We start from the raw sequence: 15045 nt of genomic DNA on the forward strand, positions 1-15045 counted from the left end.
CGTTTAAGTGCAATCCTTCACAATCTTTAGTTTTAAACGTAGGAAAATGACCTTCAATAGATTAATCCAAGCGACTGCGCATCGCGCAAAAACCGGCATCCTAAAGATACCGGTCAAGTGTTGTTTTGCTATTTTATATTTCCGGTATTAGTAAGGAATGTGACTATTTCTGGGAATAACGCAAGCAGTCCGATGAATACTATCATGATAATCGCATATGGAAAAACACCTTTAACAATTTCTGACATGGAGGCAGATTTGTCTACTCCCTTTAATACGAATAAATTTAATCCGACAGGTGGTGTAATTAATGCTAATTCCATATTAACAACCAAAATAATAGCGAACCAGATTGGATCAAAACCTAAAGATGTAATAATTGGATATAAAATTGGAACAGTAATCACGATAATGGAAACCGTCTCCAAGAAACACCCTAGAATCAACAATACTATATTTATTAATATAAAAATGACCCAAGGGGAAACATCCCATGATGTAGTCATTTCAGTAATAGTTTGTGGGATTCTTAGAACCGTTAAAATAAAGCCAAGCAGCATGGCACCAACAATAATGAAAAGAATCATTGCATTTGTTTGAACGGTTGAAAATAAGATTTCTTTCATATTTTTATACGTTAAATTTCTATAGGCTAACCCAGCGACTAATAAGCTAAAGACTACCCCCACTGCCGCAGCTTCAGTTGGTGTAAACAGGCCTGAATAAATACCGCCGATAATGATAATTGGCAGGACTAGCCCCCATACAGCCTTTTTGGAGGCTTCGAATCTTTCCCCCCATGTAGCAGGCTCTTCCTTAATATGTCTTGTCTGCCAGGAGGCAAAAATGGTGAAAAGTAATGTAAGGATTATTCCAGGTACAATACCTGCAATGAAAAGTTTACCTACAGATTCTCCAGTGATATTTCCATAAAGAATCATCGGAACGCTAGGCGGGATCAAAATCCCTAATGTACCGCCTGCTGCTACTAAACCTAAAACATATTTTTTCGTATAGCCTCGTTTAACCATTTCTGGAAGAGCCACTGAACCAACCGTTATAGCTGTTGCGACACTAGAGCCTGAAATAGCAGCAAAAATGGCACAGCAGAAAATAGTTCCAATAGCAAGCCCGCCAGGCAAATGTCTGAACCATTTGCTTGCCATTTCATATAAATCTTTCCCTACACCGCAAACTAATAAAATCTGGCTCATTAATACATATAATGGAAGAGCCGTTAGCTCAAATGAATCCAATGCCTTATATGAAATAATCGGTATTTGATTGAAAGCTAGTGTTCCGCCATTAAAGAAATACATTCCGCCTATCGTAAGTAAACCTAGAGTAAAGGCAACGGGCAGACCAATTAATAGGAGAGTCCCCATTCCTCCAAGGAAAAATATATTCATGTGTGAGTCTCTCCTTTCCGGCTTAAACCATCAATGATTTGTAAGATAAATGCCATGCAAAGCAATACCCCGCCGATAGGAAGCATCATTTCTGGTATATACATCGGCACCCTTAATAGTGATGAGGATGTTGTTCCGATTGTATAAGTCCCTTGTACATGCAGGATTGCGTAATATGTGAAAATGACACTAAAAAGGAGCCCTAAAATATTGGAGATAACCTCCAAAATATTTTTTACTTTTAATGGTACCGCATTTGTTACAAGATCCACGGTAATATGTGAAAAGGTTCTTAACGCGTATCCACTTCCGATAAAACAGCTTCCAATCAACGAATAAATGGATAATTCTGTCGCAAATATTGTTGGGGAATTGAAAATAGCACGAGACACTATCTCATAAAAGATCATTACTGTCATAAGCACTACGAATAGGCCTGAAATGATTCCCCCAAGACGAATGATTCTATCTATGAATTTATAAAGCGTCTTAAATAAATCCATTTTTGCCTCCAAACTATGTCAGAAACGACATTATTAAAATTCACCCGGGAGACACGTCCTCCCAGGTGATGATATAATTCTACTAATTTAGTTTTGTTTTTCAGCAAGGTCTAAAAGTTCCTTACCAAGATCTCCGGCTTGTTTTTCGAAAATATCATATACTGGTTTAGCCGCGTCCTTCCAAACTTTTAGATCTTCTTTAGGAACAACGTAAACTTCTACACCCTTCTTTTCTAGTTCTTTAGCAGTTCTCGCATCTTCAGCCTTTGCTTTTTCACGAATCGAGTGTTCTGTTTCTGCAGCAGTTTCCTCAATTAACTTTTGTGTTTTGGCAGGAAGCTTATCCCAATAGCCTTTATTTACGGCTAAAATAAACTCCAAATATGCATAATTGTTAATGGTTAAATATTTAACCACTTCATCATATTTTCTTTGTAGCATCGCAGTTGTTCCAGATGTTGCACCATCAACTGTATTACGCTGTAATGCCATATAAACTTCCCCGGCGCCCATAAACACTGGAGAAGCTCCATATGCTTTAATTAATTCTGATGGAATTTCGCCAATACTTCTGATCTTTAAGCCTTTAAAATCTCCAGGTGATTTAAGCGGTCTAACATTATTAGCAAATTGAGCGTAACCATAGTCAGCAAATAATAATACCTTTGCACCCTTTTGTTCCATAGCAGACTTTAGTTTGTTACCCATTTCACCTGAAAGTGCTTTACCAGCAGCGTCATAATCATGAAAAACATAAGGGACGTCAAAGATACCCATGGAAGGAACGGTTGAAGCCCAAAGTGTTGACGAGTTTAAACCCATCTCTACCCCGCCTGTCAGAATCGACTGGTTCATTTCCTTATCGCTTAATAACTGTCCAGCTGGATATACTTGCACTTTTACCTTACCGCCAGATTTTTCAGTAACCTTTTTTGCAAATTCTTCAATACCCACAGAAATGTGATGGTCTTGAGGAAGATTGTACGCTAAACGAATGGTAGCTTCTTCGTACCCGTCTCCGCCGCTGTTGCTTTCGGCTTTTTCCCCTTTTGTAGAGGCTGCTTGATTTGTTGCCTTTCCTCCACAAGCTGTCAAAATTCCCATTAATAAAATTAAGGCTAGAAAACTTGAAATTACCTTCTTCATTTTAAATCCCTTCCCCCAATTATTTTTCTTTTCTGCAAAACCTGCTTAATCCAATAGAGATATCCTATTAAACATTTAAACTAATCCCGTATTGTGCATCCCTCGTAAGCTTGCTAAGAACAACTCAAAAGGTTATTGTGTTCCTCATTGGAAACCTTTTACTTTATGAAGATGACCCGTCAATTCGCGATTTGTAAATGGTTTCAGTAATTCGATGCAAGCTAGAAGCTGCCCGAGGTCAATTCCCGTATCAATGCCCATTTCATGCAGCATGAAAACAAGATCCTCTGTTGCCGCATTGCCAGCTGCACCTGGAGCAAATGGGCACCCGCCAAGACCGCCGATAGAAGCATCAAAACGAGTGATCCCCGCTTCTAATGCAGCCATTACATTTCCCAGTGCCATGCCATATGTATCGTGAAAATGAGCCGAAATACTTGACTTTGTTTTTAATGAAAGGGCAGCCTGAAATAACTCAAACACCTGCTTTGGATTCGCTCTTCCTATGGTGTCGGCAAGAACAATTTCATCTGCACCGAGCATTTCTGCTTCCTCGACCATTTTGAGAACCAGGTCAGCATCTACTTTTCCCTCAAACGGGCACCAAAAAGCAGTTGCAATACTATAGCGGATAAAAATATCATTTGCTTTTGCTTTCTCTATTACCGTTGCAAGATTAGTAATAGATTGCTCCCGGCTCATTTTTACATTTTTTAAATTAAAGCTGTCACTTGCACCTACTACCAGTGATAGTGAATTGACGCCGCTCTCTATCGCCCGGTCATACCCCTTCTTATTAGGAATCAACGCCATATATTGAACGGAAGGGCTTTTTTCTATGCCGTTTAGAACTTCATTTGCGTCCTTCATTTGCGGCACATATTTCGGATGAACGAAAGAAACTGCTTCCATCCGTTTGATTCCAGTTTTGCTAAGTGCATTGATTAGCTCTATTTTCTTTTCGGTCGGGATAAAATTAAATTCATTCTGAATCCCGTCCCTGGGTCCGACTTCTATTATTTCTACTTTATCCGGAAGGCTCATAAGACATCCCCTCTTTTATTTTAAGAAATTCCAAACTTTATCAATTGGATGGGATCGTTTTTCTCTTAAATAACCCCTTTTGCTTTTAGATCCTCTATTTGCTCTTCAGTCATGCCAAGCTTCCCGCCGAGAACATCATCGGTGTGCTGCCCCAATTCTGGTCCTGCCCACTGGATTTCACCAGGGGTTTCACTCATCTTTGGTACAATTCCAGGCATCTTCAACATGCCAAGACCATCAACGGCTACTTCCTGAATCATTTTCCTGGCTTGATAATGCGGGTCATTTACTATATCCTCCACAGAATAAATGGAACCCGCCGGGACCCCCGCTTTATCCAAACTCTCCTTTACTACCGCGAATGGCAAACTTTTAGTCCATTCTTCGATAAGACCGTCTAAGAATACAGCATGTTCAGATCGTTTGGCATTGTTATCAAAGCGCGGATCCTCGGCAATGTCCTCTCGTCCCATTGCATACATAAGCCTTTTAAAAATGGCATCTCCATTCGCACCAATAACGATATACGTACCATCCGCACAAACATATGTATTCGATGGTGTAATTCCCGGCAGCATGCTTCCCGACCTTTCACGAATCAATCCTGCACGGTCGTATTCAGGAAGAACACTTTCCAATAAACTAAACACCGATTCATATAGGGCAACGTCTATTACCTGCCCCTCACCTGTACCATTCACATCACGATGGTAAACCGCCATTAATGCACCTATCACAGCATAAAGCGATGACAAGGAATCTCCAAGACTTACACCTACTCGTACCGGCGGACGATCTTGATATCCCGTGATATAGCGAAGACCTCCCATTGCTTCCCCAATCGATCCAAAACCCGGTTTATCTTTGTACGGACCATCTTGGCCATACCCGGACACCCGAATCATAACCAGACCTGGGTTAATTTTTTTTAATTCCTCGTATCCGAGACCCCACTTTTCCAATGTTCCAGGGCGAAAATTCTCTATTAAAATATCAATTTCTTTCACCAGCCCGCGTATCAGCTCTTGTCCTTCAGGGTGCTTCAGGTCGATTGTAATGGACTTTTTATTTCTGGATTGAACATACCACCATAGACTTGTACCGTTTTCCATAACCCGCCATGTTCGGATTGGATCACCCTTAGCTGGAGGTTCGACTTTTATAACCTCAGCACCAAATTCAGCTAATAACCGAGAGGCAAATGGACCGGCAATTAGCTGTCCCATTTCCAGCACTCTTAAACCTTCCAATGCTTTTTTTCCCATTTGTATTCAGCTCCCATAATCTAAACCTATTTAACGTTAAAGAAGAATTCTACTTATAGAGTGATATAAGTGCCAATAAATCATGCTCAATGTGTTCAAGCATTACCTTTGCAGCTTTATCCCCATTCCTTTCTTTAAGTGCTGACAGGATGCGTGAATGTTCTTCGATAGGACTCTCATCTCGCATGGCTTCTTTAACAACACTGTTCCTTAGATAGGTAACTTTATCCCGAATCATATTTGTTAATGAAATCAGCTGGCGGTTACCGGATGCCTTCAGGATAATCTCATGAAATTTGATACTCAATTCCACTACTTGATTTTTATCCTGTTTTAACCATGCTGTTTTAGTTTCTTCAACGATCTTTTCAAGCATTTTTAATTCTGAAGATTCAATTTTTTGAGCAGCTAATTTAGCTGCGAGCGATTCCATTTGCTGCCGAACTTGATAAATATCAATCATATCGGATGTTGAAGGGCTAAACACATGTATTGCGTTCCCCTTTTGCACAAGCAACTCATCTTGAATAAGGATTTTTAAAGCTTCACGCACCGGTCCGCGGCTAGTACCGAATTCTTCCGCAAGTTTTGCTTCTACCAATCTATCACCAGGAAAGTAGTCACCTTCCAATAAACGTTTTTTTAATATTTGATAGATTTGGGTATTTAGTGTATCTCTAACAATCGATTCCAATGAAAGCGCCTCCTTTTCCGAACACTTTTCAAGCGTTTTATCAAACTATTTTTAATAGTAGGATAATTGCAGTTAACTGTCAACGGTTAACAATCAGTTTATTTAATATCTTCTGAATATTTTTTCCGGAAATAAACCTACAAAGTTTATATAAATACTCCCAATATCGAAACTGGCTAATGCCAGGAATGCAGAATATATCTATAATTACAAAAAAAATAAGCGTAAATAATCCCTATCCTGATTATAGGAGGAGATCATTTGCGCTTATTCTTTAACTTTTAATAAACCAATTGTTGCAAGATGATGCATAGGGACGGTTCTCTTGTCCCATTCCGCGGTATCAGTTCAGGTCTCACCGCACCCATTAGTTGAAATTTATTTTTTATCTTAATTGGACTTTTTTAGATCATGTTTAAGATTTGAACAAATAATGATACACACAGACTTATCAAGAAGGTTATGAGCCAATTTAATTTTTTGGTGGTCTTTAATAATATATTTAGTACCGAACCAATAGCCATACAAACTATAAAAGCGACTAAAATCATAACAAATTCCAAAAAATCCCTCCTATCACTTAAATTTTACCACAAACAACCCAATTCGTTAATGAAGTATTCAGCATGCAACGTTAGTGGAACAAGAAAAAGGAGCCGCAACTACAGCTCCTTGTTTCACATCCGTTTATTCAAGAAAATATGAATAATTCCAACCCTTTATCTCTCCCATAGCTCAACCAGTCTACCTTCAGGATCTTTAATCCAAATAAACTTACCAAATTCACTAATCTCTTTTTCCTTAGCAAGAGGTACACCAATCTTTTCAAGATGCTTAATAGTCTCTTCTATATTATAAACTTGGAAATTTAACATCACTTGCTGCTCTGTCGGGAAGTAAGGGTCATCTTCAGTAAAGAAAGAAAAGATCGTTTCATTTCCTGAATCGGGTTTAATAATAGTCCCATTCCACTCATCAATTTCAATCTTTAACACTTCACTGTACCATTTTTTTATAGCATCTAGATTTTTAGTCCTCCAAAATATTCCCCCGAAACCTTTTATTATCATAATAACCTCGCTCCCTTCTCTAATTTCTATTATTTTTTCTATTAAATTAGAAATTCAAGAAATAAAAATAAATTCCTTCTTCAACCAGCTTTCGTTAGTAAAAAGGCGTCTCCACTATTGTAGAAACGCCCTCGTTATGTAATTCTTCACAATCGATTTATAATCAAACAAGCCAAAGGAGATGCCCTTATTCAAGCATCGCCCTCGAAAATTATTGTTTTTAATAACACGTAAACGAAATAATTCTCCTTGTATCAATACCAAAAATCGTCCAGGACCAACCATTCCATCTGAAACCAGCAACAGATCTTGGACCTACTAAAATGGGATAAAACCAAAACGCTTCTCCATTGTTGAGCCATATAAAAGTATTACGAAACTGGCACAATCTAATTGCTCCTGGATCAACAGCATATGGTGTAGCAGCTACTTGTTGAGGAATAAATGACGGAGGGGGAGTAGTCGGGGCTTGTGGAATTTGTGAGCCGGGTAGACCTGGTAATCCTGTTGGTCCCCCAAACTCAGGTCCTGGTAAACCTGATAAACTTGATAAACCTGATAATCCTGGGAACGATGGCACTGGTAAACTTGGAAATTGACGCTCCAATTGCTGATCATAATTTATATAGGAGTATACTGTCTGATTATACATTTAATAGATCACCACCTTATCTTAAATAAATCTCTAAAGTATTAGTATGTTATAGTGTTCTTTTGTGAAGCTTATTCACAGTCTAATTTACTTCCCATTTGCTTTCGAAAAATATTGTATTTGGCAATAAAAAAATGTTGTTTATGGCAGTATGTTATTTGCATAAGTTTAAAGAAAAATAATCCTCATCCGTAGTAAAGATGAGGATTATTAATAAATACAGTCATATCTTTTTAACCACAGAAACAAACTGCACCAACAATGATTAATAAAATAAACAACACCACTATGAGTATAAATTCACCGCACCCATGTACAGGAAAACAACCTGCATAAACAGGAGCTGCATAGGAGTAAGACAATGGCTGGGGAAGAGGAGTAATCGGCAAGGCATTCGGTAAGGCATTTGGTAAGGCATTTGAAATCGGGAAGGCATTATTCATTTTTTACACTTCCTTTCGAATGTATGGCGAGCTAAAATGACATTACACTATATATTACACTCAGAGAGGAAATTGGAGCCCGTCTATATTATATATAGGCATGACATAGTGACGATCACTTTTTAGTAATGAAAATACCATATGGCGGCAGGCAATTGATTTCAAAAGAAGAAGATTAAAGCCAAAGGAAATAACTAGAGTGTCATCCTTTGTAAAAAGTGTGCTTTTTTCTTCAGATATTCTTCAACTGCTTCGTTAGCTCAATAATTAAAGGAGCTGCCGCTGCACCCCCTTGTATAACTCAAGCCCCTGTTAGTTGAACAAGACACAAAAGGAGCCTCATTCTTATGAATATTTTAATTTTAGGTGCAACTGGACGAGTTGGAAGTCAAATAGTGACTTATGCCCTTCATGACAGACATCATGTTACTGTATTAGTTCGCACTCCAGAGAAGTTTCAAATAAATAATGAAAATTTAACCATTTTTCAAGGGAATGTTTTAAACAAAGATGATATCGTACGTGTAATGCACGGGATTGATGTAGTTATTAGTGCATTAAATACTGATGGCACAACTACTCTATCAGAAAGTATGCCATTTATTATCGAAGCAATGGAAAACGAAGGTATAAAACGAATCATAACTATAGGAACTGCGGGTATTTTGCAAAGCAGAACCACGCCAAATTCTCTGCGTTATCAATCAATCGAATCGAAGCGGAAGTCAACCCGTGCAGCGATAGAACATCATAAAGTGTACGATATGCTCAAACAATCAACCCTCGATTGGACGATTGTCTGTCCTACGTACTTGCCGGATGGAGAAAGGGTAGGCAAATATCGAATAGAGCGAAACTTTTTGCCGGAGGGTGGAGCTGAAATATCCGTACCGGATACAGCAGAATTTACCTTTAAACAGATAAATGCAAGCGATTATATAAAATCACGTGTAGGTATCGCCTATTAATATTATTCTTATACTATTTTCATATTGGATTAACTGGTTTATTGACAAAGAAAAGGGGATGCAGCAATAATCCCCCCTCTTTAAGAAAATTATAGGTTATTTATGCAAATCCATAAGTTTACCTTTTGAACTAAAGTGAAGTTACTTCAAAAAGAAAAGACCGCCGCAGCGATCATTAGGTTACTTTCCCGCACCAAATTGAACTTAAGCATCCGTTTAAGTACAATCCTTCACATTGTCTTTGAAATGTTGTATTTGAATCATTTTAAGGTCCAAAATAGGGTCCGAAAGGATTTTCCGGTGGATATTCCTCTAACTTATCAGCTGTTCTTTCATCTGGTGATGTCGCCCCAGATTTTTTATCAAAATAGATGGCTATTCCAGCCAATATAATGACAGGTATAAATATATAAATCCAAATCATCATAACACCTCCAAAATAACCAATGAGTTACTAATATTATATTACAAATTTAACCTTTTTTTACAATATTTTAAAACAAAACTACAACGTTAGCTCCGCAAGAAAATAGATCGCCACAGCGATCCCATCTTTTAACTCTTGCCCCCGTTCGTAAGTACATACCTTCACAATGTGCCCTTTTGATCAAAATCCTTCCACTTTAAGTAAACCGCTCGTTACAAAGTTAAAAAAGTCAGCTATTGAATTTTCACGAATGATACCAGTGGTTTTCTAATAGGTTTATAAATATCCAATAAAAACAGCTGATGTTTGACGAAAGTGAGGAGGATTTATGCTGCATATACCACTGAAGGAGCCAGTTCTCATATTTGGTTTAGCCGTGTTAATTTTTTTGCTGTTTCCTATACTCATGGGAAAATTAAAAGTACCTGCTATTATCGGTCCCATTATAGCGGGAATTATTATCGGACCAAACGGGCTGGAAATATTGGCACGTGATTCAACAATCCAATTGCTTGGAACAGTCGGATTATTGTTTATTATGTTTATAGCAGGACTTGAGCTGGATCTAGATGGTTTCAAAAGGTACAGAAATCGCAGTATTTTATTTGGCTTACTCACGTTTTCAATCCCGTTAATTCTTGGAGTCATATTAGGTTTATGGCTGAATCTCAGTATACTATCGGCCATTTTATTTGGCACCATTTTTTCCTCACATACGCCTTTAGGGTACCCCGCCATAAGCCGGCTTGGTATTGCGAAAAACAAAGCTGTTACAACAGTGGTAGGCGGTACATTATTAACAGATAGTCTAGCTATGCTTTTTCTTGCTGTCATAACAGGGGCAGCTGAAGGAAATTTAACACTTGGATTTTGGATGTACTTGATTATTGCAACAACGGTCTTTGCTGTAGTTGTTCTCATTTTCACCCCTCACCTGACAAAGTGGTTCTTTAAACGCTCCAATAATGAAGGAACGATAGAATTTAACTTTGTCCTGGCCATTTTATTCGTCGCCGGGGCCATATCATTATTTGTGGGCTTGGAACCAATTATTGGCGCATTCTTGGCCGGTCTAGCCCTTAATCGATACATTTATGATCATGGTCCATTAATGAACAGAATCAGATTTACGGCAAATGCATTGTTTATTCCATTCTTCTTGTTATCCGTGGGTATGCTAATGGATCTTAGTGTTCTTGTATCCAGCTCCAATGCATTACTACTAACCTTGTTAATCCCCATAGTAGCGATAGGCAGTAAACTGTTTGCCAGTTGGACAACAGGTAAAGTATATGGTTATTCCAAAGCGGAAAGGAAGGTAATGTTTGGGCTTTCTACATCACATGCGGCAGCAACATTAGCCATAACACTTGTTGGATATCGCCTTGGTTTATTTGACCAGCAAATCATAAATGCTGTCATTATTATTATTTTAGTTACTTGTATTATGGGCCCCTACTTCTGCGAAAAATATGGCAGAAAATTAGCCATTGCACAAGAGGATACGATAATGGATGAAACACTTCCTGAACGCATATTAATCCCGATGGCGAATCCACATACAATGGAATCCCTGCTGGATTTAGGATTTGTCGTAAAAAAGGCAATAAAGACTGATGAGCCGCTTTACCCATTATCAGTCGTTCAAAAAGATTTAAAACAAGCAAACAATGGAGTAGCTCAAGCAGAAAGAAAGCTTGAGCGCTCCGTCATCTATGCGTCAGGGGCAGATGTTTCTGTTAAGCTGTTGACACGGGTGGATTATAATATTGGAAGGGGGATAGAACGCGCTGCTACGGAAGAACGAAGCACATCAATCATTGTGGGGTGGGATGGAGAAAGCGAAGGCGGCCGAAAAATTTTCGGGAAAGTAATTGATAATTTCCTTGAACATACGTATCAACGCTCGTTTATAACCCATATCAAGCAACCGTTAAATACGTTGGAAAGGGTCATTCTTATATTGCCAAATAATATCGTGCACAAACCGGGTTTTGGCGATTCCATATCCATTATTAAGAGCATTGCCTCACAGCTCAGTGCTACAATGACGGGTCTTGTCATTCGTGATAATTTAGACATGTACGAAAAGACATCTAAGCAAGTACACCCTAATTTAAGAATCGAGTTCCAATCAATAGATAGCTGGAATTCCTTATATGAAAGTCATTTAAATCATGTTAAATCAACTGATCTTGTGATTGTATTAAGTGCCAGAAGGGGGACCGTAGCATGGCACCCACAACTAGAGGCTTTACCAAAAAAAATAGCTTCAATGAATCTTGAAAACTTCATCGTGTTCTACCCAACAGAAATGAAGGAAACAGACATTCGTGGTTCTCGGGGTACTGAGGTCCCAAAGGAATTACTCTTTAAAAAAGATTATGATGATTAAATGATACTTTTAATATTGGATTTACTGAAAAAAACCGATAACAATACCATGATTAAAATACCAATTACAATACAGGGAACCTTAAAATGCAGTTCAATTTGCACCGTATTTGCGGTGCTTTTTGTTTACAAAAAAATAGCCCAAATTCTTATGAACTTAGGCTGTACGCCTTAAATGGAAGGCATATATTTCATTTTTTCAATTGAGTACCCTTTGTAATGAGGGCAAGTTTCTTTTTATTTGTTATGATTCCTAATCCAAGCATAAGTGTGAAAAATAACAGCAGCCAAGAAATATAAGCAGGCAAGGATGTAATCATAATGGCAATCCAAGCAAAAAATAAGGATGCAGGGCTTATGACTTTCAGTATTCGATAAATGATTTTGCTGACTTCTGCTTTATATAATGGAGTGGCTTCTAATAAAAAAATAAACGGGTTACAAAACGTTCCAAATGCTAAAGGAATAACCATATATATAGGCAACTCAATATTCATAGTAAATTCTAATAGCAAGACCAAACCTATCGAAAATGATTGCATTATATAATCCAAATGTGCCGCTTTAAGTTTTCTCGGATTCGTAAAAAAATCGTTAAGTTGACTATTTTTCAAGTAAAATACCGCTCCAAGTGGCAAAGATAGTATAAGACCAGCCATAAAAATAAATATTGCCCAATTCAAAAGAAAAGAATTCATAAGAAACCCTCCCAGTATTTATGCGCAATAAGATTTCAGAAAACTTTGAGAGATAAAAAATAGTACCTACACAAACCAATGTACCAACATTAAGATACATAAAAAGCGAAGATTTCGACTGATCAAAGTGCTAATGATTGACGCCCTTTCTTCTCTTTTCGAATGAATCTTCTATCAATAAAGAAAGCTGTAAGTATTGCAGCTAAACTGATTAAAACTGGTATCCCGAAAGATTCATAGGAAAACGGACTGCCTTGGAATTTTAGATTTTCAGCACGATATTCTATTCGCTTGGCACCATATTTAGCGGTTAGGACGTCCTCTTGCTTCGCTAAATCTTCGAGTGTCACATCAAACATAAATCTGTCTGAGTAGCCGCTGTGAATAAACTCGAGGTTTACTTTGTTACCCCTTACGTTCCAATCCTTGACTTCTTCTGCAGCTAAAGACTTCGCTTCTTCCCCCGGAACGAACATTCGATCTAGCTTCGGCACATTCCACATGTGATATCGAGTAACTAGGTTAAGGTGATACTTCGTAACAATAGGCTGCTTAGCATTTGAGACGGTGTAGATTTTTGTTGTTCCTGAATTTGCATACGTATCAAAAATCGTGGTAAGTGCCCCCTCATCCATCCCATCATACAACAATACCCCTGCTGTTTTTTTGTGCCATTGGAATGCTGTGTTGAACGTATAAATCAATTCACTTCCATCCACATAATATGGATCTACCTTTGGATTTTTCACGAAATGATATGAAGGGTAATGGATCTTATTTGCTATTTTCTCCGCCATTGGTTCGCCTAATTGCTTTGAAATCACATAGAGGACGGCATCGATTCCAGAAGTAATTGCAGCTGAAGAAACCATGTTCCCGTCTACAACATAACGCAAATCCCTTCTCCACTTTGTATCAGGATATTTATTAACTTCTTGATAATCAAAACTTTTCCAGTCAGTTGTTGCTTCTTTCCCTTTTAATAGACCTGTATCCGCCAGATTCAACCCTCCAGCGCAAATGCTTAACAACTCTGTATCAGAATGTTTTCGAATCCATTCCCGGACAGGTTTATACTTTACTTCGTCAACTATAGGCATGGCGGGGATTACAATAAGGTCTGGACTTTTTCCTAATAATCGATCCAGTTCATCAAAAGAATAGTGCGGAATCAGATCCAAGCCCCCAGAGAGGGTTTTCATATTTTTGTCCGGAGCAACTGCATACACGTTATAGGATTCAGTCATCGCAAACATTTCATAAGGAACCATAAAATCAAACACTTCGGTGGTCTGATTGGATAAAATCACAGCTACAGTTGGTTTTTTTGGATTATGTTCAGGCACACTCACGCGTTGTAAATCAGGGATTGGTGATTGTCGAGTAGGATTCCAATATTCCTGATTGGTGCGAATATATCCATACACACCAATCCCTCCAAAAAATATAACGAACGTCATTATATAGACAACTACACGTAATAATAACTTCATTTTGATTCTCCTCTATTTAATATTTTTTTATTTTTTCACTAAGAAAAACTACTCCATCTAAATAAACACCCGCCTTTTCAAGACAATATGATGCCAGACTAGACCAATTTTATTATAACCAAGATCATTTATTTAATTGCTTAATAATAAATATTGTATATATACAAATATAAAACATTTTTATCCATTGTCAATACACAATTATTGTATTTATACAATTATTTATATAAAAACGGCTGCCTGAAAATTAAACTTCGGTTCAATATCCAGGCAGCCGTTCTATTTTTTAATGCTTAACGTTTGTCTTCTTGATAATCTCCAACAAAATAGCCACACTTTCATCTACTTGCTTTCGCTTGTTTTCCGGAACTTGTTTTATAATGTCCGCAAACAACTGATGATGTTTCTCATGAGCATTCGCTACTGCTTCCAAGCCCTTTCCGGTAAGTTTGATTAGTACTTCCCTTCTATTGTCCAGGTTGTGCTGCCTTTCCACCAGGTCGGATTTCACAAGTGGATCCAGTGTCCTTGTCAACGTGGAAGGCTCCACACCAAGAATGCCAGCCAAATCTCCGTGACGATAAGTATTGGAGCCTATTTCCATTAAAAGATGCAATTGTTTTGGGGTCAGCCCTTCAACAAAAGACTTATCACCACCAAGTACACCCGACATTTTAATAATAGACAATAAGAATTCCCCAAATATTTCCTGACTCATTTTTCATCACCTGTTCCTTATGTTCTATAACTGGTATAACAAAACTATTGTACTTTTGCAATAGTTGTAACTTACCACAGACATAAGAAAATTTGGTTTATAGTTGTAGTAGAGTAAGAAA

The 15045-nt window shown here is 37.9% G+C and carries 15 protein-coding genes; 2 read left to right on the forward strand and 13 right to left on the reverse strand.

Annotated features, from left to right (window positions below; genetic code table 11):
• Nucleotides 1-128 precede the first annotated feature (128 nt).
• The 9 genes from KHA99_RS16120 to KHA99_RS31395 all read right to left on the reverse strand — a co-directional run bounded on the left by KHA99_RS16120 (nucleotide 129) and on the right by KHA99_RS31395 (nucleotide 8226).
• Nucleotides 129-1409, reverse strand: coding sequence for a TRAP transporter large permease (locus KHA99_RS16120; RefSeq protein ID WP_213118491.1), 1281 nt, complete (start codon nucleotides 1407-1409; stop codon nucleotides 129-131).
• Nucleotides 1406-1912: a TRAP transporter small permease gene (locus KHA99_RS16125; protein ID WP_213118492.1), complete on the reverse strand. Its 507-nt coding sequence runs from the start codon at nucleotides 1910-1912 to the stop codon at nucleotides 1406-1408. The genes KHA99_RS16120 and KHA99_RS16125 overlap by 4 nt, the downstream gene beginning before the upstream one ends.
• Before the next feature lie 87 nt (nucleotides 1913-1999).
• Nucleotides 2000-3058, reverse strand: coding sequence for a TRAP transporter substrate-binding protein (locus KHA99_RS16130; RefSeq protein ID WP_213118493.1), 1059 nt, complete (start codon nucleotides 3056-3058; stop codon nucleotides 2000-2002).
• Nucleotides 3059-3202: 144 nt separating this feature from the next.
• Complete coding sequence (locus tag KHA99_RS16135) at nucleotides 3203-4102, reverse strand: hydroxymethylglutaryl-CoA lyase (RefSeq protein ID WP_213118494.1); 900 nt, start codon at nucleotides 4100-4102, stop codon at nucleotides 3203-3205.
• 65 nt (nucleotides 4103-4167) lie between these two features.
• Nucleotides 4168-5367 carry a CaiB/BaiF CoA transferase family protein gene (locus KHA99_RS16140; protein WP_213118495.1) on the reverse strand — a complete coding sequence of 400 codons (1200 nt, stop codon included), beginning with the start codon at nucleotides 5365-5367 and terminating at the stop codon, nucleotides 4168-4170.
• Between the two features lie 49 nt (nucleotides 5368-5416).
• The gene (locus KHA99_RS16145; RefSeq protein ID WP_213118496.1) at nucleotides 5417-6061 is read right to left on the reverse strand and encodes a GntR family transcriptional regulator; all 645 of its coding nucleotides are present in this window, start codon (nucleotides 6059-6061) and stop codon (nucleotides 5417-5419) included.
• Nucleotides 6062-6780: 719 nt separating this feature from the next.
• Nucleotides 6781-7128 (reverse strand): VOC family protein, encoded by a 348-nt coding sequence (locus tag KHA99_RS16150; protein WP_213118898.1) that lies wholly within the window; start codon nucleotides 7126-7128, stop codon nucleotides 6781-6783.
• A 223-nt stretch (nucleotides 7129-7351) separates the two neighbouring features.
• Complete coding sequence (locus tag KHA99_RS16155; RefSeq protein WP_213118497.1) at nucleotides 7352-7783, reverse strand: collagen-like protein; 432 nt, start codon at nucleotides 7781-7783, stop codon at nucleotides 7352-7354.
• A 233-nt stretch (nucleotides 7784-8016) separates the two neighbouring features.
• Nucleotides 8017-8226: a YjcZ family sporulation protein gene (locus KHA99_RS31395; protein WP_213118498.1), complete on the reverse strand. Its 210-nt coding sequence runs from the start codon at nucleotides 8224-8226 to the stop codon at nucleotides 8017-8019.
• Between the two features lie 347 nt (nucleotides 8227-8573).
• On the opposite strand from KHA99_RS31395, the gene KHA99_RS16165 reads away from it, so the two are divergent.
• Nucleotides 8574-9194 carry an NAD(P)-dependent oxidoreductase gene (locus KHA99_RS16165; RefSeq protein WP_213118499.1) on the forward strand — a complete coding sequence of 207 codons (621 nt, stop codon included), beginning with the start codon at nucleotides 8574-8576 and terminating at the stop codon, nucleotides 9192-9194.
• Between the two features lie 265 nt (nucleotides 9195-9459).
• Here the strand turns inward: KHA99_RS16165 and KHA99_RS16170 are convergent, their stop codons facing one another.
• Entirely contained in the window at nucleotides 9460-9618 is a 159-nt protein-coding gene (locus KHA99_RS16170) for a hypothetical protein (protein ID WP_213118500.1), read from the reverse strand.
• Between the two features lie 331 nt (nucleotides 9619-9949).
• On the opposite strand from KHA99_RS16170, the gene KHA99_RS16175 reads away from it, so the two are divergent.
• The gene (locus tag KHA99_RS16175) at nucleotides 9950-12016 is read left to right on the forward strand and encodes a cation:proton antiporter (protein ID WP_213118501.1); all 2067 of its coding nucleotides are present in this window, start codon (nucleotides 9950-9952) and stop codon (nucleotides 12014-12016) included.
• Nucleotides 12017-12206: 190 nt separating this feature from the next.
• On the opposite strand, the gene KHA99_RS16180 is transcribed toward KHA99_RS16175, so the two are convergent.
• The 3 genes from KHA99_RS16180 to KHA99_RS16190 form a co-directional block, all read right to left on the reverse strand.
• Nucleotides 12207-12713, reverse strand: coding sequence for a hypothetical protein (locus KHA99_RS16180; RefSeq protein ID WP_213118502.1), 507 nt, complete (start codon nucleotides 12711-12713; stop codon nucleotides 12207-12209).
• A gap of 122 nt (nucleotides 12714-12835) precedes the next feature.
• The gene (locus KHA99_RS16185; protein ID WP_213118503.1) at nucleotides 12836-14206 is read right to left on the reverse strand and encodes a DJ-1/PfpI family protein; all 1371 of its coding nucleotides are present in this window, start codon (nucleotides 14204-14206) and stop codon (nucleotides 12836-12838) included.
• A 286-nt stretch (nucleotides 14207-14492) separates the two neighbouring features.
• On the reverse strand, nucleotides 14493-14924 hold the full coding sequence (locus KHA99_RS16190) for a MarR family winged helix-turn-helix transcriptional regulator (protein WP_213118504.1): 432 nt from the start codon (nucleotides 14922-14924) through the stop codon (nucleotides 14493-14495).
• Nucleotides 14925-15045 lie beyond the last annotated feature (121 nt).

The organism is Neobacillus rhizophilus, assembly GCF_018343535.1.
In the GTDB taxonomy this organism is placed as follows: Bacteria; Bacillota; Bacilli; order Bacillales; family Cytobacillaceae; genus Neobacillus; species Neobacillus rhizophilus.